The sequence below is a fragment of the Nostoc sp. LEGE 12447 genome (assembly GCF_015206985.1).
In the GTDB taxonomy this organism is placed as follows: Bacteria; Cyanobacteriota; Cyanobacteriia; order Cyanobacteriales; family Nostocaceae; genus Nostoc.
Window position 1 is genome coordinate 17,283 of sequence record NZ_JADEXT010000036.1, and the last position, 17,989, is coordinate 35,271.

Annotated in this window: 13 protein-coding genes; 8 read left to right on the forward strand and 5 right to left on the reverse strand. The window is 39.2% G+C overall.

All coding sequences use genetic code 11. The features are described 5' to 3' along the window. Positions 1-132: 132 nt before the first annotated feature. The 3 genes from IQ274_RS27360 to IQ274_RS27365 all read left to right on the forward strand — a co-directional run bounded on the left by IQ274_RS27360 (position 133) and on the right by IQ274_RS27365 (position 3,818). On the forward strand, positions 133-2,886 hold the full coding sequence (locus IQ274_RS27360; protein ID WP_194144050.1) for a CHAT domain-containing protein: 2,754 nt from the start codon (positions 133-135) through the stop codon (positions 2,884-2,886). A 160-nt stretch (positions 2,887-3,046) separates the two neighbouring features. After that, positions 3,047-3,178 carry a hypothetical protein gene (locus tag IQ274_RS37500; RefSeq protein ID WP_265578571.1) on the forward strand — a complete coding sequence of 44 codons (132 nt, stop codon included), beginning with the start codon at positions 3,047-3,049 and terminating at the stop codon, positions 3,176-3,178. A gap of 262 nt (positions 3,179-3,440) precedes the next feature. Continuing rightward, the gene (locus IQ274_RS27365; RefSeq protein WP_194144051.1) at positions 3,441-3,818 is read left to right on the forward strand and encodes a hypothetical protein; all 378 of its coding nucleotides are present in this window, start codon (positions 3,441-3,443) and stop codon (positions 3,816-3,818) included. A gap of 169 nt (positions 3,819-3,987) precedes the next feature. Here IQ274_RS27365 and IQ274_RS27370 read toward each other — a convergent pair whose 3' ends face one another. Both IQ274_RS27370 and IQ274_RS27375 read right to left on the reverse strand, forming a co-directional pair. Then, positions 3,988-5,436, reverse strand: coding sequence for an AAA-like domain-containing protein (locus IQ274_RS27370; RefSeq protein ID WP_194144052.1), 1,449 nt, complete (start codon positions 5,434-5,436; stop codon positions 3,988-3,990). Positions 5,437-6,121: 685 nt separating this feature from the next. Beyond that, positions 6,122-6,523, reverse strand: a complete 402-nt coding sequence (locus IQ274_RS27375; protein ID WP_163926826.1) for a hypothetical protein — start codon at positions 6,521-6,523, stop codon at positions 6,122-6,124. 1,537 nt (positions 6,524-8,060) lie between these two features. Between IQ274_RS27375 and IQ274_RS27380 the strand changes: the two genes are divergently transcribed. Further along, entirely contained in the window at positions 8,061-10,778 is a 2,718-nt protein-coding gene (locus IQ274_RS27380; RefSeq protein ID WP_194144053.1) for a zinc-dependent metalloprotease, read from the forward strand. A gap of 107 nt (positions 10,779-10,885) precedes the next feature. Here the strand turns inward: IQ274_RS27380 and IQ274_RS27385 are convergent, their stop codons facing one another. Together IQ274_RS27385 and IQ274_RS27390 are read right to left on the reverse strand one after the other, a co-directional pair. Then, positions 10,886-11,773 carry an alpha/beta fold hydrolase gene (locus IQ274_RS27385; RefSeq protein ID WP_194144054.1) on the reverse strand — a complete coding sequence of 296 codons (888 nt, stop codon included), beginning with the start codon at positions 11,771-11,773 and terminating at the stop codon, positions 10,886-10,888. Between the two features lie 159 nt (positions 11,774-11,932). After that, positions 11,933-12,436, reverse strand: a complete 504-nt coding sequence (locus tag IQ274_RS27390) for a HugZ family protein (RefSeq protein ID WP_194144055.1) — start codon at positions 12,434-12,436, stop codon at positions 11,933-11,935. A 394-nt stretch (positions 12,437-12,830) separates the two neighbouring features. Between IQ274_RS27390 and IQ274_RS27395 the strand changes: the two genes are divergently transcribed. The 4 genes from IQ274_RS27395 (at position 12,831) to IQ274_RS27410 (ending at position 17,294) form a co-directional block, all read left to right on the forward strand. Then, entirely contained in the window at positions 12,831-13,796 is a 966-nt protein-coding gene (locus tag IQ274_RS27395; RefSeq protein WP_194144056.1) for an aldo/keto reductase, read from the forward strand. A 217-nt stretch (positions 13,797-14,013) separates the two neighbouring features. Further along, the gene (locus IQ274_RS27400) at positions 14,014-15,006 is read left to right on the forward strand and encodes a hypothetical protein (RefSeq protein ID WP_194144057.1); all 993 of its coding nucleotides are present in this window, start codon (positions 14,014-14,016) and stop codon (positions 15,004-15,006) included. A 358-nt stretch (positions 15,007-15,364) separates the two neighbouring features. After that, entirely contained in the window at positions 15,365-16,207 is an 843-nt protein-coding gene (locus IQ274_RS27405; protein WP_194144058.1) for a hypothetical protein, read from the forward strand. A 94-nt stretch (positions 16,208-16,301) separates the two neighbouring features. Continuing rightward, entirely contained in the window at positions 16,302-17,294 is a 993-nt protein-coding gene (locus IQ274_RS27410) for a pentapeptide repeat-containing protein (RefSeq protein WP_194144059.1), read from the forward strand. Positions 17,295-17,398: 104 nt separating this feature from the next. Here IQ274_RS27410 and IQ274_RS27415 read toward each other — a convergent pair whose 3' ends face one another. Beyond that, complete coding sequence (locus IQ274_RS27415; RefSeq protein ID WP_163926819.1) at positions 17,399-17,764, reverse strand: hypothetical protein; 366 nt, start codon at positions 17,762-17,764, stop codon at positions 17,399-17,401. Positions 17,765-17,989: the final 225 nt, after the last annotated feature.

A 17,989-nucleotide genomic window follows, 5' to 3' on the forward strand; every position in this document is an offset into this window, starting at 1 on the left:
TCGTGTGTTGAGGTGAGGTAGCTTTTACTTGCGAAAATCGCTGCCAGATCGCCATACAATGAGTTAATCTACGGTTTTTTGCTTGATTTTGGGAATTCTAAATCTAATCAGCTATAGAAACCGCAGATGTATATGACTCAATTTAAGGTATGTGACTCAAGACAATGGCAATTTCTGCCCTTGGTAACAGGTCGCAGTATTATTCTTTTTAGCAGCATTTTGTTATTTTCAGAATCAAATGTGGCGATTGCTAGACAGCAGCCGGTAAATGTTGCACAGATGACGCAGACAAGTTCGCCAGATGCAACTCTGGCTGTTGCTAAACTTGCATATCAAGAAGGGAAGCAACTATATCAGCAAGGAACAGGAGAATCTCTGTTAAAAGCGATCGCAAAATTTGAGCAAGCACTTTTACTATATCGTCAACTGAGCGATCGCTCCAATAGGCAAAACCTACTCTCCTTAGAAGCTGACACCCTCGTTTATATTGGCAAAATCTACTCAAATTTAGGAGAAAAGCAGAAGGCGCTGGATTATTACAACCAATCCTTACCTCTATCTGAACAAGTGGGGAACAAGCAAGCCCAAGGTACTACGCTAAATAACATTGGCAAAATCTACTCAGAGTTAGCAGAAAAGCAAAAGGCGCTGGATTACTACAACCAATCCATATCCTTAAGGCGACAAGTGGGAGACAAAAATGGTGAAGCTATTAGTCTCAATAATATCGGCTCTGTCTACCATTTCCTGGGAGAAAAGCAAAAGGCGCTGGATTACTACAACCAATCTCTGCTTCTCAAGCAACAGGTAGGAAACAAGGCAGGGATAGCGACTACTCTGAACAACATTGGCAAAGTTTACTTAGATTTAGGAGAGAAGCAAAAAGCACTCTCATACTTCAGCCAAGCCCTGTCTTTATACCAACAGGCTAAAGACGCAGAGAAAGAAGGAATACCAACTGCTCTGAGCAATATTGGCACAGTTTATTTAGAGTTAGCAGAACAGCAAAAAGCACTCTCATACTTTAGCCAAGCCCTGTCTTTATACCAACAGGCGGGAGACAAAGGAGGGATAGCAACTGCTCTAAACAATATTGGCAAAGCTTACTCAAATTTAGGAGAACACCAAAAGGCGCTAGATTATTACAGCCAATCTTTGCTGCTATATCAACAGACAGGGAACAAGGCAAGGGAAGCACGTACACTCTATAACATCGCTTTTGTTCAACACGACGCAGGCAATTTTCAGTCTGCCCTGACTCAGATAGAGAAAGTCATCAAAATTGTTGAAGACCTCCGTATCAAAATTGACTCTCAGGAACTCCGCGCTTCCTATTTTGCCACGGTGCAGAATTATTATGAGTTTTATGTCGATTTGCTGATGCAGTTACACAAACAGCAACCATCTCAAGGATATGATGCTTTGGCATTGCAAGCCAGCGAACGCGCCCGCGCCCGCAGTCTTTTGGAACTACTTGCAGAAGCCAACGCAGATATTCGCCAAGGTGTAGAGCCAAAGTTACTTGCTCAAGAACGTAACTTGCAGCAACAACTCGATGTTTTAGAAAAACGTCGGATACAACTATTAAGTGGTAAGCATACTGAAGCACAGGTGCAAGCTTTAGAAGAAGATACCGAGGTACTTTTAGAACAGTATAAACAAGTCCAGGCACAAATCCGTGCCACTAGTCCGCGTTATGCAGCGCTGACTCAACCTCAGCCTCTCTCACTCGTGCAAATTCAACAGCAAGTACTTGATGAAAACACTCTGCTTTTAGAATATTCTTTGGGGGAAAAGCGCAGTTATCTTTGGGCAGTTACTAATAAGAGTATTACCAGTTACGAACTACCCAAGCGTGCAGATATTGAAGCTACAGTGCAAAAGTTCCGTCAAGAAATCACTACCCCGTATCTAAAGCATAGTCCGTCTCTAGATGCTCTATCTCAACAAATACTTGCACCAGTAGTCCAACAACTGCAAAAGAAACGTTTAGCGATCGCCAGCGATGGTGCTTTGCAATATGTGCCATTTGCTGCCCTCACAACAGGTAGCAGTCGCAATTATGAACCATTACTGCTCAATCACGAAATCATTACTCTCCCTTCAGCGTCTACATTAGCTATCCTCAGAAGCGAACACAAAGGACGTAAATCTGCTCCTAAAACCTTAGTTGTATTGGCAGATCCGATTTTTAACAGTGATGATGAGCGTCTCCAAAATAAAGCACAAGTATCTCGTCCAACTGCGCCAGAGAGCAATTTAGACAACCTGGCTTTAACCAGATCCACCCAAGACTCAGACATTAGCTTTGAACGTCTGCGCTTTACACGTCAAGAAGCCGAGCAAATTCTTTCTCTTGTACCAATTAGCGATCGCAAGCAAGCTTTTGATTTTAACGCTAGTCGTACAACTGCAAGCAGCGAAAATTTGAGTCAATATCGCATCATCCATTTCGCTACGCATGGCATTCTCAACAGCAAGCATCCAGAATTATCAGGAGTGGTGTTATCGCTATTTGACGACAAGGGAATGCCACAAAATGGCTTTTTGCGCTTGCACGATATCTTCAACCTCAACCTGCAAGCAGAACTGGTAGTACTCAGCGCCTGTAAAACCGGACTGGGAGAAGAAGTTAAGGGAGAAGGATTAGTAGGGTTAACCAGAGGGTTTATGTACGCAGGCAGCCCGCGAGTCGTAGTTAGCCTGTGGAGTGTAGATGACCAGGCAACATCTGAACTTATGAAGGTATTTTACAAAAAGATGCTGCAAGAAGGATTAAAGCCAGCAGCAGCTTTACGGACAGCACAAATAGAAATATGGCGCACTCAAAAATATGCCGCACCCTATTACTGGGCACCTTTCACTCTACAAGGCGAATGGAAATAAAGAGGCAAGGGAGCAGGGGCAGGGAGCAGAGGGAAAAGAGGTAATTTTTATCTCCCCCTTGCCCCCTGCCTGACAGGTGTAGGTTTTTTACAAGAGTGTGAGTATTCATTCACAAAGTCAGAAAATAAAAGCAGACTCAAAGAGTGAAACAGAGGCTCAAATGCTAAAAAATGAGTACCTCAAACAGTGGACAAGAATAGTGTCAGAGAAAATGCCAAATCTGTCGATACCGCAAGTGGTAGGACTGGCAACATGGAGTTTTGGCAATCTTGGTGAGGTCGCAACTATTTAGTTAACACTTACAGTAGTTTTCAAATTAAGAGACTATACCACACCTTGCTCCTTGCCCTAGATGTAGTCTATACGTTTAAAATTTGTTGCCAATTTCAATTACTTTTGTTTGTTGCAATCAATTTTTTAACTATTTTCTTAACTGTCTTATCTGTCGTTGCATTTTGTTTGCGATGACGGCAGAATACAACGTGACAGTAAAAATTATTTGTCAAAAATGCAATTATCTCAATAGACTTGATTCTTTTTAGGGAGAAAAATTAGTGAGTTCGTTAGAGCAAAAACATACCTATATCTTAACACAAGATAAAGATATTAACCTGTCTGGTAATCCTATTCAAACTGAAAATTTTTGTATTCAAAATACTCTCCGAAATGGAGGGAAAATCCGCTTCAAAATTCGTTATTCTGCCGAACTACAGGGTTTTTGCCTGCTGGAAGTTTTTCTGATCAGAGCGCAGAACAGAACACAAACTGCTAGCATGACTATTCCCAACGGTGGCTCGACAGCTACTGTTCAAGAACAAGAACAAGAATTTAGTATTTGGGAGCCAGGAGATTATTACTTCTTTTTCAAAATGTCTTCCAATAATGGAATATTTTTTATCGAGGATTATCAACTTTATTGGTCAGCTAGTTAATTAGTTTAAAATCTTTTCCATCTGCCATCATTTAAAAATGTAGATAGTTCTGGGTGTTGCTAATTCCAGACAAAAAAGCTCACGCTCCAGATAAATCTGAGCAAAGAAAAACTCCGCCCATAATTTCGGTAAGCATCGAAGCGTGAGAGAAAATGTACCCGATAGTTTTTCAAGCACGTTTTTGCAATGATTTATATTCAAATTCAGCAACACCTAGTTGTTTTTTAAAGTAAGCGCGGTAGAGTTGGCAACGCGGTAGGATGCTATCGCCTTCATAAGTGATTAATCCCAAGCTTTCGAGTTTATGAGCATCAATGGGATTCAAAGAAACGCTTTGCTTTGAGCTAACAACTTCAATATATGCCTTTACCAAACTGGAATTTTCTTGCAGAATTGCCCAGTGTCGCCATAAATGATAACGGTAGATACCGCCGTTAGCGATCGCCTCATCTATTACTTCCTCTAAGGTGATTCCTTGACAGCATATATAATACAGAGCAATCCGAATTAGTGCTGGATGTCCCCCCACCAGAGACATCAGTTGCGTAACCTCGTTCTGAGAAGTCCAGTCTAGCCCATGCCGTTGGGCCAAATACTCTACTTGATGCTTAGTAAATTCTGGCAGACGGATTGGTAGTCCAATATTAAATGGGGAACGGTTGATATCCAGAGAGACGTAAACTTCTGTGGAATAAACCACCAGTAGCCTAAGCTTCTGCAAGTTAGCATCTTGTCGCGCTTCTTCATACCAAGAGCGTAACAAACCAAAGAACTCCTGAGCAATTTGAGGATATTCAAAAAAGTGGTCAACTTCATTTAACACTAAAACCACTGGACTTTTACTCTGCTTTAGTAAGTAGGATTGTAAGTATAAACTGCAACTTAACTTACAGCCTATTTCCTCATCCCAGTTTTCATCTAGCTTGGGGTCTATGCCTAATTCTGTTGCAATTTGCCAGCAAAAAGAACGCAAAAACTTGTTTAAGTCTGTCAGACAGGTTGCATCCATTTGCTTGCAATTCAGGTTCACAGCGCGATAACCTTGCATCTGGGCAAAAGCCAATAGCCGCAACACAAGAGAAGTTTTTCCCATCTCTCTTGGCGCTCGAATTCGGATCACACAGCCTGGTTGAATTATTTCTCGATAAACTAGTTCTTCAATGGGAGGACGTTCGACATAGAAGGGGGAATCTAGAGCTACGGGGCCATCTGGGTATGACCAAAGATTTTCGAGTTGGTTATGGTGCTGGGTAACAAAGGGTTCTAAGCATAAATGCGGGGATAATTTCTTTTCTCCGGTATCTAAACTCGACAATCGAGTTGGAGAGACTACAGTAGTATTCGGTTCACTCAAAATTGTGTAGTCTTCCCTGTGTAATTCTAGGTTAAAGGCGGTAAAGCACAATTTTAAGGTTTTTTGATCCACGCCTGTATTCAACGACCATAATCGGTTCAGGGTTTTGGTTGAAACATTCATGCGATCGCCTAAATCTTCTAGAGTGAAGTGATTGCCATTGTTTTGAACCTTTTCCATAGCCAGAATCGCCGCTTGTAAACGCTTCAATCCAGCGATCGTTAGGACAATTCCTCGCTTTCGCGTACTCTTAGATTGCTTCATATTGCTAATCATCTATCTGTTTTTTTCTTTACTGCCTTAACTATCTCCCCATTGTTTCATGTTTTAAAACAGTTATTCAACAGTTACTTAACTGTTATTAAAATGTTCAATTCTTGGTAAAAAAAGATACTTAATTATTTTATAAGATTTAGATAAGTGGGTATAAACAAAAATAACTCTTTTCTTTCTACTACGGTAAGCTGCTGATGCTTACACATCAAGTGTTTTTTACTACTTGCAAATAATAAATGACTGCCTTAATAGTTCACTTTATTTATGCAAAGTGCCTAAATATTACTTAAAGTTATTTCTTATCTGGTATTGATTTGGATTTTGGAGTGCAATACTTCTGGGGTTTTGGGAAAAGGGAAAGAAAAACCTTTAACCCAAACCCGATTCCGAGTTAAAAATGCACTCCGAGTTAAAAATGCACAAAGCGAGGAGTATTGCTACGCCACCTAAGCTTCTCAAAATTAGCAATTTTTTGAGATGTAACACGCAGTAGGGGCGTACAGCTAGCTGCACGCCCCTACTAAAGACCTATATTTTATGCACCTGAAAAACGCTACAATCTTTTACCAGTAAGGGTAAAGGCGTTATCCAAGTATTAGAATCCGTTATTTAAGGGCATTAGAGGAATTTAAAAGTGCCTAAAGTTACAGTGAAACACTTTTAAAAAAACCTCTTAGCGTCGAACTTGGTTAGAGATATTTTTGCCTGTCTGTGCTGCACTGTTCCCTACATCATTAGCAGTTTCTTTAGCGCCCTTTACGTATCCACCTCCAAACTCTTTAAAGGCTTCTCCTGACTGTTGCCCAATCTTCTGAAGTCGTTCACCAGGAGAATCTTCGGTTTCACGAGCATCCTTAAACCACTGCCCTACTGTTTTCGGTCTTTCAGCATCATTTTGCTCTACCTGTTGGCGGACTCTCTCCTTTAAGCCTTTATCATTCTGCCCCTGCTCATAATTAACATTCGTTGTCAGCACTAGAAAACCAACTAGGACAACAGCCAAAAAACGTGTTACCTGAAGTCCTTTAAGCATGGAACTGATGTTACCAATCTTTCTAGAAATTAAATTTATCATGCCAATTCACTTGTTTTTAGAGTACAAATAAACATTAACTATAAAAGGGTAATTATCCTTCTAGCAAAAGGCATAACTCAGTTAGAAAAAAGAAATCTTTTTTAAACCTTGCGGAGGAGGTGGTTTGTTAGACAAATAGATATTTGTATTCATTTATGTACAAGAGCAACCAGCAATACTGCCTTTAGCTAGAGAGTTTACATAATAAGCGAGAGATAGCCGATGCTGAAGCAATTAAATTGTTATTCCAAATAGGATAAAGGGCTAAATTTCAGTATATCAAGAAAAATTGGAGGTTGGGTTAAGCAAAGTGCAACCCAACAAAACCCCAGAAAAGTTGGGTTTACTTCCTCAATAAAATCTACACAATTTAAGGGTTTTGACGCTAACTAAACCGTATTGTACGACAAATAAGATAAAGGGCTACACCTAATTATTATCAAGTTTTGTCAATCTAATCAGGGAAATTATGATGCTAAAAAACTTTTATAAACTCAAGCAATTATAATTAACAAACATTCATTAAAATTTGTTGATATTGATATTCTAAAATTTGATTATTTTTGTACTTAATTTTATCCAAGCTTGCCTCCAAATTGCAATCAGTAGTGGAATATTATTTGAACTAATTAAGTCAATATCGTCAAGGCTACTTTTGGTTAAAAATCAACTAAACCCCTTAAATATCAGCCCATAACTAAAAGACATTACCAAACTAATCTATTTACTCTGCGATATTTATTCACCCACGATATTTTTCATGTATTGCTTGATTTTGACACCACTTATCCAGAAGAAATTGGTGTACTTGCTTTTGCTGCAACACAGAATGACAGCAAATCATTCCAAATCAGCTTGTGGTTGGCTAGACTACTCTATCTCATCTGGCTCCCCAAACGAATCAAAGCAATCTTCCTCAATCTGGCGAAAGGGCATGAACTCAATACTTTTCGGATAAACCCAATAATCGCTCTTTTGGTCTGGGGAAAGGTAAATTCAAACCCTTCCCCCTTCCCCCTTAACCGAAAACTATTGGACGTGAACTAGGTAACAAAGCTGATTTTTGTTGGGCTACTGCTTTGAAGACGATTGAAAAGAAAGAATTGACAACGCTACTAGACAGTTAGGATAATCATAAATTTCCCTAATTCATCTAAAAAAAGCATTTAACTGTTTAATAAAAGCTTTTTTAGAGATTTTACTCTTTGTTTATAAATCTCGCTTAAGATTTCTTCGGCTGCCAAATGTAGCACTAAATACATTTTTAATGCTACATTTGGTTTTTAATACAGATAGAGTTAAAAAAAACATATATCTTTAGTTATAAAAATTATCTATCTAAAGAGATAGATAATTGATGGGAATTCCTAAAGAGCTACTAAGAACAATCAATAGTCACAAGACTTTTAGGCTAGAGATATTATCTGACTGAGTGGATTTATACCGTAATCCCTAGATATTTGAAGGGCTTGCAGAGGACAAATTAATCCACATTTTTTCCTCAATACGAGAACTGCTTCAGCTGGAAAGCCAAAGGATGAAATACTGGATCAAGAAATTAGCAATCTTTATAGTATTACTGTATAACTTGTTCTTCTGTAGTGATTATGCAGGAGCAAATCAACTTTCAAATATTGATGCACAGCAAGTAAATGCGCTCCCAGCAGTTGAAAACTTAGCAAATACTGACAACGATATTGCTAAGAATAGAAAGGAAAATTTTTGCCGATTTAATGAGGTTGTCAAAGGGATAAATAAAGTAGAAGGACTCTTCACACTTTATTGCACTGAGAATTCGGGAAAAATTTACTTAGAAATTAAACCAGAACAGCTAAATAAAAACTATCTAGCTATAGTGACATTAGAATCGGGCGTTGGGGAAAGTGGAATTTATAGTGGATTACCTCTTTCTGATTTTGTCTTTTACTTCCAACGAGTAAACAATAGATTGCACTTTGTGGTGCGGAATGTGAAATTTCGTGCAGAAAGTAGTCCAGAACAGCGATCGCTTGCTCGCTCATTTAGCGACTCTGTTCTTTATTCACTCGAAATAGCCAATATTGATCCACAGAATGAAAATATTCTGATCGACCTAAATGAACTGCTAATGCAGGATTTACCTGGATTAACTACCATTTTGAAGTACTCTTTGCAGGCTGATTACCGCTTGGACGCACACAAGTCATATTTTGGGAATGTTAACAGCTTTCCAGAAAATATAGAAATTGATTCTATTTATGGTTTTTCATCATTAGAAGGAGCAAATTTAGTTACCGTACCTGATAGTAGGGCACTTACTCTTAAGGTACACTACAGTTTTTCTCAACTTAGAGAAAACAATGATTATATTCCCAGACTTGCTGATGACAGAGTGGGATATTTTATTACTGCTTTTCAAGATTTATCTAATAAGAATCCTCATGAATCATTTGTACGTTATATCAATCGTTGGCATTTAGAGCCATCCGATCCGAATGTCCCCTTGTCTCCACCTAAAAAGCCAATTGTGTATTGGATTGAAAATGCTGTGCCACTAGAGTACCGCGATGCGATTCGTGAAGGTGTTTTGATGTGGAACAAAGCATTTGAAAAAGCTGGATTTCAAAATGCTATTGAAGTACAGCAAATGCCAGATGATGCTGATTGGCAACCGGCAGATGTACATTACAATACTATTCGCTGGTTCAACTCTTTGGATGCAGGTTTTGCTAGAGGGCCAATGCGCGTCAACCCATTCACTGGCGAAATATTGGATGCAGACATTATGGTAGATGCCAATATGGTGCTATCAATTCAGCAAGAATATCACGCATTGATGGAAGTAAATCCATCTTTGGTGGGCAAAAACCCATGTCAAGCCCTTTGGGGAAGCCAAAAGCCAGGAATTAATAATTCTCTTCTAGCGGACTCTGAGTCCTGCTATGGTATGGAGTCTTCAAATCAAGCCGCGATGGGGAAGCTGGCGTTGTCAATTTTGCCAAATACTACAGCCAGTAGTGAAACGATGAAGGAGTATGTGCATCAATATTTGCGTTCTCTCATTGCTCACGAAGTCGGGCATACTCTCGGTTTGCGCCATAACTTTCATGGCAGCACAATGTTAACACCTGAAGAATTAAATAATACTGAAATCACTCACACTAAAGGCTTAGTGGGTTCGGTGATGGACTATCTACCGGTGAATATAGCACCACAGGGAGTACAGCAAGGTGACTATTTTCCAGGAGTTGTTGGGCCTTATGACGAATGGGCAATTGAATATGGTTATAAAACAAGCCCATCAGCAGCGCTTGAGGGGATAATTCCAGAATCAGAAAAAAATTTTTTAGAGCAAATTGCATTAGCGTCGCCTCAACCAGAATTGTCTTATGCAACTGATGAGGATATCTGGGACATTAATCCTTTGGCGAATGTCTGGGATATGAGTAGTGATGTGCTACTTTATTCGCAGTGGCAAATGGATAATGCCCGCGTTATGTGGCAGCGCCTTGATAAGGGTTATCTATCAAAAGGAGAAAGCTATAGTAACCTGCGCGTCTCATTCAATAGAGTGCTTAAATATTATTTTCGGAACGCCACCTTGCTTTCCAAATATATTGGTGGACAATCGTTTCTGCGTCTCCATACTAGTGATAATGCTTCTTGGACATTTGTACCTGTTTCACTTTTAAAACAACGTCAGGCATTGACAAAATTACAAGAATATGTGTTTTCTGAGAATGCTTTCAGTTTTTCACCACAATTGCTCAATAAACTAGCACCATCACGCTGGGAACATTGGGGTAGTTCTGTACCTAATAACCGCCTTGATTATCCAATTCACGAAAATATTTTGAAGTTCCAAAGTGCGGTGCTGCGATCGCTATTAGACAGCGATCGCCTCAATCGTTTACAAGATATAGAATTAAAAACTCTGCCTGGGGAAGCACTTTCTATCCCGGAACTGTTCGATACCCTGCAAACAGGCATCTGGGCAGAAGTTTTAACCCCAGGAGAACCAAAGCCAATTTCTAGCATCCGTCGTTCACTGCAACGGGAATATCTGAATATTTTGCTAGAGATGATGTTGGGTACTACCGATACACCTGAAGATGGTCGGACATTGGCTTGGTATGAATTGCGCCAACTGCAAAAAGCTATTGATGTCAGACTCAAACAACTGAGTGAAAGCCCTGATATTTACACCCTAGCCCATTTAGAAGCTTCTGGCGATCGCATCACCAAAGCATTAAATGCACATTTACTCTCTAAGTAGTCATTTGTCATTTGTCATTTGTCATTTGTCATTTGTCATTTGTCTCCCTCATCTCCCTCATCTCCCTCGTCTTCCCTAGTCCCCAGTCCCCATTCCCCAATCCCCAATTACCCAAGATATCGTTGCAATAGACCAATGATAACTTCTGGTATTTCTAAATGAGGTAATATTCCTGCATCTGCGATCGCATAAAAATCTTGAATTGCCCTTGGATTTAAATTTGCCAAGCGTTGTCCTAGTTTGATATTGGTAAATTGTGCCTTCTCTCCCCAAAACATCACAGTGGGAATTGTCAGTTGCTGAATATATAAACTCAGATCAAAGTAAAGATCGCCCCGTAAAAATGCCAAGGCGGAAAATTTGGCATTAGGTTGTTGTGCAGAGGTTAAATAAGCATCCACTATTTCTTGAGATACTCGTTCTGACTTAGCAAACAGAAAACTTTGTAAAAAATTTCGCACTGCAATTTCATTTTCAGCACCAAGCATATAAATAAAATTGTCCAACAGAGGCGTATTGATTACCGAAAGCGGAAGTCTGCGTCCAGCACCCTGCCCAAAATCATCAAATCCAGATGGGGACACCAAAAACAGTGCTTTGAATAGATTGGGTTGAACAATAGCTAGACGGATAGCAAAAGCGGCTGTTAGAGAAGAGGCTACCACCGTCACCGGCTGACGACAAGTTTCGATGATAAACTCTGCGATCGTGCTGAGATAATCCCTAATTTTATAATCCCGGACTGGATGAGCCGATTCTCCCCAGCCGATTAGATCGGGAGCTAAAATGTGGTAATTAGAGGCAAAAGCCGGGTAAACTTTAGACCATTCATACGCAGATGCCCCACCACCAAAGTTATGGAGAAACAATAGTGGAGGTAAATCTTCAGTGTCAGCGAACGCCCAAGGTGTATTCGTTTGGGTATAGTAAACCATTGCCCCCAAGGATGTATGGATAAGTTTATGTCCAAAGCCAGGAGGTTGAAACTGAAGCATAAAATTAAAAAGTATAGTTTAATGGCACTTTACCCGAAGGCAAAATCACAAGGTATAAATTTAAGCTTACCGATAAATATCAGAGTAAGTAAAATTTTTCTGTCCTAAGCTATTTCATATTTAATTTGTATACAGTCAAACTAATTCATAATTCATTTTTTACTTTTGATTACTATCTCCTGTGATCTGAACAAGTTGATGGAGGTTATCGCCACTAATATGATAAGCTGCCCCAAAACCAACTACAAAACGCCCTTCACTAGGAATTAGCTGAAAAATCCGAAAGTCAGACAAGCCGCGCAAAACCTCGATAATTTCACCAAATCGCCCTTGAAATTGCTCAACAATTTGATTCCAGTTGTCAGTTTCACGCTCTATCAAAGTTGCCGTACAATCAAAACTCAAACGACGACGGGCAAAAATTAGATTACTCTTGGCTTCATCCTCGATAAATAAGACACTTACATGAGGATTGGTATAGATATTTTTGGTATGAGTTGAAAGACCACTGACATAAATATAGATGTTTTTGGAATTATCCATTACAAAGGGAGCATAACTAGCATTTGGTATTGCTTGGGCGTTCACGGTGCTAATGATTACACTCTCAAATTCTTCAGTAAACTTTTCATACTCAGCTTGAATGTTTTCAAGTTGACTCATAAGTAAATTACCATTTAATTAGTAACAAATAGTTATTGTAACGTGATTGAGCGATGTCTACGATGAGCTACTGTCTGGAGTTTGAGTGAATCCCCATTCCTTAGATGTTTAATAAGTAGAATTGCAATACTGCTCGGATAAAGAGAAAAGCGTAACAGGAAAAGGAGTGTAAGACTTGATATATAAGGTTTTTCCCCTGTCTCCAAAAACCCAACAAGTATGCTGAAGAACGCTCAACGATAAAAAGGCTTGATTTGACATGATTTTCCGTGATAACCTACGTTCATCTCTTAAAAATACGGTTTATCAATAGTTTTATAGTAGTTTTAATAGCATACTGTATTTTTAATTTGAGTTAGCACAAGTAATTCTAAAACTGTCTTAAGAAAAACTCATGGTCATTACACAAAGGCGTAAACTTGGACGTTCAGAACTAGAAGTATCACCAATATCTTTTGGTGGCAACGTATTTGGCTGGACTATTGATGAAAATAGTTCATTTGAGATTTTAGATAGCTTCATAGAGGCTGGAGGTAATTTTATTGACACAGCTGATGTCTATTCCAAGTGGGTTCCAGGAAATCAAGGTGGAGAGTCTGAGACAATTTTAGGAAAATGGCTCAAGCAGCGCGGTAATCGTGACCAAGTGGTGATTGCAACTAAGGTTGGTAACGATATGGGTGTTAGAGGCCAAGGGCTTTCTCGTAAACACATTCAACAAGCTGTGGAAGACTCGTTGCAGAGGTTACAAACCGATTATATCGATCTATATCAATCGCATATCGACGATGAAAACACTCCACTTGAAGAAACCCTTGAAACCTACGCACAATTGATTCGTCAGGGAAAAGTACGTGCGATTGGTGCTTCAAACTATAGTGCAGAGCGTTTGGGGCAGGCATTAGAAATTAGCCTTCAGCATGGCTATCCTCGCTACGAAAGCCTTCAGCCCCGTTATAACTTGTATGACCGAGATGGTTATGAACAGGATTTACAACAAATTTGCCAAGAACAGGAAATTGGCGTGATTAACTATTCCTCTCTATGCAGTGGTTTTCTCTCTGGTAAATATCGCTCAGAAAAAGATTTATCTATTAGTCTCCGTGGTAATTCTGTAAAAAGATATTTAAACCCTCGTGGCTTGCGAATTCTAGAGGCAATTGATCGGGTGGCAACGACTTATAATTCCACTCCCACCCAAGTTTCTCTGGCGTGGCTCATTGCCAATCCCAGTATTACTGCCCCTATTGTTAGTGCAACAAAGGTTGAGCAACTCAACGATATCATCAAAGCTGTCAATATAAAGCTCGACCAAGATGCTATTGAACTTCTTAATCAAGCCAGTTCCTCAAACGCCTAGTACGGCTACTTGAAAGTCAACACTCAACAGTTATTATCCCAACCAAGAGCTTTTTTCTTTGATAAAAAGGCGTGTCGCATTTAGTACATTATTTGGTGCAGTTCTGCGTGGATATTAGTCATAAGAGCGATCGCTGGGCAAATCCTTCAAAAACAAAAAAATTATACGAAAACTTTCCGTACAATAAATAGTTATGTCTGTCGTTTGATTTTATCCAATGACGTGGTTTGAAACATTGACCGGTTTTCCTGAAGAGTCCCCACAACAGGTTTGGCAAAATATCACTGTTGACGGTAAGGTATTGAAATCTCGTGTGAATGGGAAAGTAATGGTTTGCGGTCAGTTGGAAACACCGTCTTTAGCCGAACTCAGAGAACGTGTCCATGCGAGTGGATATCAGGTTGGAAAAATATCGGTACGCGAAATAGTTGCCAACGTCCAGCATTTGCACATCAATGAATCGAATGCTGATTCGCTTTTTCAAGTAGCTTCCCAGTTCAATCTGCTTGAAATGGTATCTCCAAATGTAACGCCTGAGCGTGGCGTGGGGATTTATGAGAGTGATCCTACTCAGGGACCAGCCTGTGCGATCGCGGCTGGTGCAGGAACGATTTATCGAAACTACTTTGCAACCGTAAATGGGCAAACCGGACAATCAACAACAAATCAAATCGATTGTCTTGCAGATATAGGAGTAGCATTGGGAAATTCCAAAAGCCGTCTTTGGGAAATGAGAAACGGTTATGCTTTGGCATCACATAGCGGTTTGCTTGAGATTTCAAATCGACTTCGAGCAGCAAGCGAGAGTGAACTTGATGGATTGCGAGAGTTGTTACGAATCGGCATTCAATGGAGTACGCAAGTAACGCTCAATGATTGCAAGCATACCGTCTCACAAGCCTATTGCTCTGCTTTGCCAGTTAGCTACTCTCGTCATTCCTCAAATCTTTGGACGGAATTTGCACGCCTTGTTTTAGAGGCATCCTATGAAGCAACTATTTGTACTGCAATCTTGAATTCGATCAGAAATGGAAACAACAGATTGTTTCTTACGCTTCTAGGTGGTGGAGCATTTGGCAACCAAACCGATTGGATTATTGGAGGAATCCAACGTGCCTTGAACCTTTACAAGTATGCTGATCTTGATGTGGCGATCGTCAGCTATGGCTCGTCCAAGCAATATATCCAACAATTTGTAAACCAATACTAATACAAGTAACACTTAGCTGGCAAATGTAATATAACAAGACAGTGTAAGCGATGGGAACCTGGCTCAAATAGACTACACAACCTAGATAAAAAGGGTATAACATAAGACCAGCCCTTTCAACGTGACTAGAAATTACCGAAAGTGAATTCCTCTCAAAATCTCTTTTCTATATCTTCTTCTATTTTAGAAAATCTGATGCCTGCTCTCAGACTTTCTGCTGTGCCTCTGCGGTTAAATAAATAACTTATGAGCCACTTTTGACACAGACAATGTTCTGAGAAAAAGATTTTGCGAGTCACGTTGAAAAGGTTAGCTTTATCATTTGTTCCTATTTAATACTTGTGCTGGAAATTTGCCGATGGAAACTATATCTAGTCTCGATGCAGTAACTAAACATTTAGAACAGCATGAAAGCTCAAAGCGGATTAAAAAATTAATATATTCGGCTTGTAAAAATACTTGGGAGAATGATGAAGAGACGCTAGATAGGTTTAAGTTACAAGATTTAATTCAAGAATTATTTAAATCAAATCCTACTACCAACAACTTAAATTATAGTTTATCTGAAGTTGTAAAAACTCTTAACAAACAAGCTGAATATGCCATAATTGCCAATGTTATTTTTCATCAAATGCAGAAGCTATATATAACGTCTGAGGAGCCAACAGGAATATTATTAAATAAATCTCATCAAGAAGAATCAACAGGACTATTATTAAATCAACCTTTTAAAAATGAACAAATATCATTAAATTCTATCGAGAAATCTCCAAACAGCCAAATCAAATATCAATATAATCAGTTTGATTTACGGCAAAATATTATGAAGTATACTAACCCACTTAGGGCTAAAATAGTTCTATTTTCTGCACTTGACAAAAAATTTACTTTTAATGAAGAAGACTGGTTGAAACTAAAGACTCAAAAGCTTGATGATTTATTGCTGAAATTATTTAATATCTGTCCAACTTTTAGAGAGCTTGAATCTAAATTAAATAGTGCTGTTATATCTCTAGGGAAGCCGGATGAAAATATTCAAGCAGCTAGTGCAATTGTCCAATCTATGCGAGCTTTATATGGCGATATATCACCCAGCACCAATGGATATAATCCGTTCAACAACGCTCCATCTCCAGAAACAAAAACACCAGTTAATCCTTATCAGAAAACTGGACTCAATGATGATGGTAATACCTGTTAATTTATAGCACCTCCTCCCAAATAATAATGGTAATTTTTGATTATTGTTAATTTGAGCAAAATTTAAATGTTTGTGGTAATTGATAGGAAAAAATATGGATGCCAATGAACTTATAAAGCGCTATGAGAATGGAGAAACAAAGTTCATTGAGGCCAACTTAAATGGAATAAATTTGTTTGGTGCAGACTTGATTGGCATAGCTTTGAATAAAGCAGATTTGGGTAATGCCATCCTAATTTTTAGCTATCTAAGTCGAGGAATTCTGAATCAGGCAAACCTAGTTTGTACAAAGCTAAGTGGTGCGAACCTAAATCAGGCAAGTTTAATCAGCGCCAACTTGCATGATGCTAATTTACATGGTGCAACTTTGCAGGGTGCTGATTTGCGTAATGCAAATTTAACTTTGGCATATATGCTAGATACTAACTTGATGAATGCCGATTTACGTGGTGCAGATTTGAGTGGTGCAAATTTAACTGGCGCGTGCCTGCGTGGGGCTAACCTGCGAGAAGAAAAGAGAATGTACTCTGCTAGTCTACGGGGTGCTAATCTTCATAAGGCTGATCTACGGGGCGCTGATTTAACTGGTGTTGACTTATCTAAAGTTGATTTGAGTGGTGCTAACTTGAGTGAGGCAACGCTACGTTATGCCGATTTGAGTGATGCCAATTTGAGTGAAGCGATTTTGCATAATGCATCTTTGGCAGATACTAACATCGGTGGTGCTAATTTGAAAGGTGCTAACCTGATGAACGCTAGATTAGAACGTTCAAACCTCATTGATGCCGAACTTACAGGTGTTAATTTGTATGGTGCAATTATGGCAGATGCTAGACTGACTAGATGTCAGATGAGTGGAGTAAACCTGAGTTTTGCAAGGCTAAATAGAGTTGATTTAAGTCGGGCTAACCTGCGTCAGGCTAACCTCACGGAAACAGACTTAGTTGATGCCTATCTTGCCAGGACAGATTTGACTGGTGCTAATTTAAGTAAGGCAAATTTGATCAGAGCAGAAATGAGTAGTGCAAATCTGACGGGTGCAAATCTGCGTGGTGCAGTTATGCCTGATGGAACAATTAACGATTAAAAATATACATGGGCAATACCCACTATTTTGTCTCGAATAAGTCTGCCTAAGTTAGGATTTACACATAAAGATTCTCTGGCAAAATTGGCTGTAAAGTTTACTATTTAACGCTGCCAATCATATATTAATCGTCCATGACGATCGCGCACAAGTTCCCATTCTCCATGACGATATGGTTGTCCATGATAATTTACAGAGCGATAGCGTCGTCTATAATAATGTCTTCGATTCCTCTGGCGTTGATAATAATATTTTCCAGTCCGTTGCCGTCTATGATAACGTCGTCGAGTCCGTCGGTGAGCTAACAAAAGCTCTTCACTTTGCTCTCCAACTAATTTTGTCTGTGCGTCAAGTGCCTGTTCATTAAGAACATTATTGATAGTGTTATCCTTGGCTTCAGCTAAACCAGGTGGATAAATAAAGGCTAATAGCAAGAACACAATTGAGGATAGCTTTTTGAAACGCTTCACGTCTTTGCTTTTCCTAAACTATTGGTAATGATTTTATTTAATACTTAAATTGATTAACCATATAGTTCATAATTCACAAACTTGAAGAGCGCAAAAGTAATGAAAGTACTTGTATTAAATCTAAAGATAGTTAACTACAACAGGCGAGCAGATGATATACATCTGTTATGGGGCAAATGCACACAAAAGCGTTCAATTTCACAATTTTGTTATGTTAAATTTTAT

Coding starts and splice junctions, on each gene's coding strand:
- IQ274_RS27360 (WP_194144050.1), top strand. CDS start 133: ATGACTCAATTTAAGGTATGTGACTCAAGACAATGGCAATTTCTGCCC.
- IQ274_RS37500 (WP_265578571.1), top strand. CDS start 3,047: ATGCTAAAAAATGAGTACCTCAAACAGTGGACAAGAATAGTGTCAGAG.
- IQ274_RS27370 (WP_194144052.1), bottom strand. CDS start 5,436: ATGAAGCAATCTAAGAGTACGCGAAAGCGAGGAATTGTCCTAACGATC.
- IQ274_RS27375 (WP_163926826.1), bottom strand. CDS start 6,523: ATGATAAATTTAATTTCTAGAAAGATTGGTAACATCAGTTCCATGCTT.
- IQ274_RS27380 (WP_194144053.1), top strand. CDS start 8,061: ATGAAATACTGGATCAAGAAATTAGCAATCTTTATAGTATTACTGTAT.
- IQ274_RS27385 (WP_194144054.1), bottom strand. CDS start 11,773: ATGCTTCAGTTTCAACCTCCTGGCTTTGGACATAAACTTATCCATACA.
- IQ274_RS27390 (WP_194144055.1), bottom strand. CDS start 12,436: ATGAGTCAACTTGAAAACATTCAAGCTGAGTATGAAAAGTTTACTGAA.
- IQ274_RS27395 (WP_194144056.1), top strand. CDS start 12,831: ATGGTCATTACACAAAGGCGTAAACTTGGACGTTCAGAACTAGAAGTA.
- IQ274_RS27400 (WP_194144057.1), top strand. CDS start 14,014: ATGACGTGGTTTGAAACATTGACCGGTTTTCCTGAAGAGTCCCCACAA.
- IQ274_RS27405 (WP_194144058.1), top strand. CDS start 15,365: ATGGAAACTATATCTAGTCTCGATGCAGTAACTAAACATTTAGAACAG.
- IQ274_RS27410 (WP_194144059.1), top strand. CDS start 16,302: ATGGATGCCAATGAACTTATAAAGCGCTATGAGAATGGAGAAACAAAG.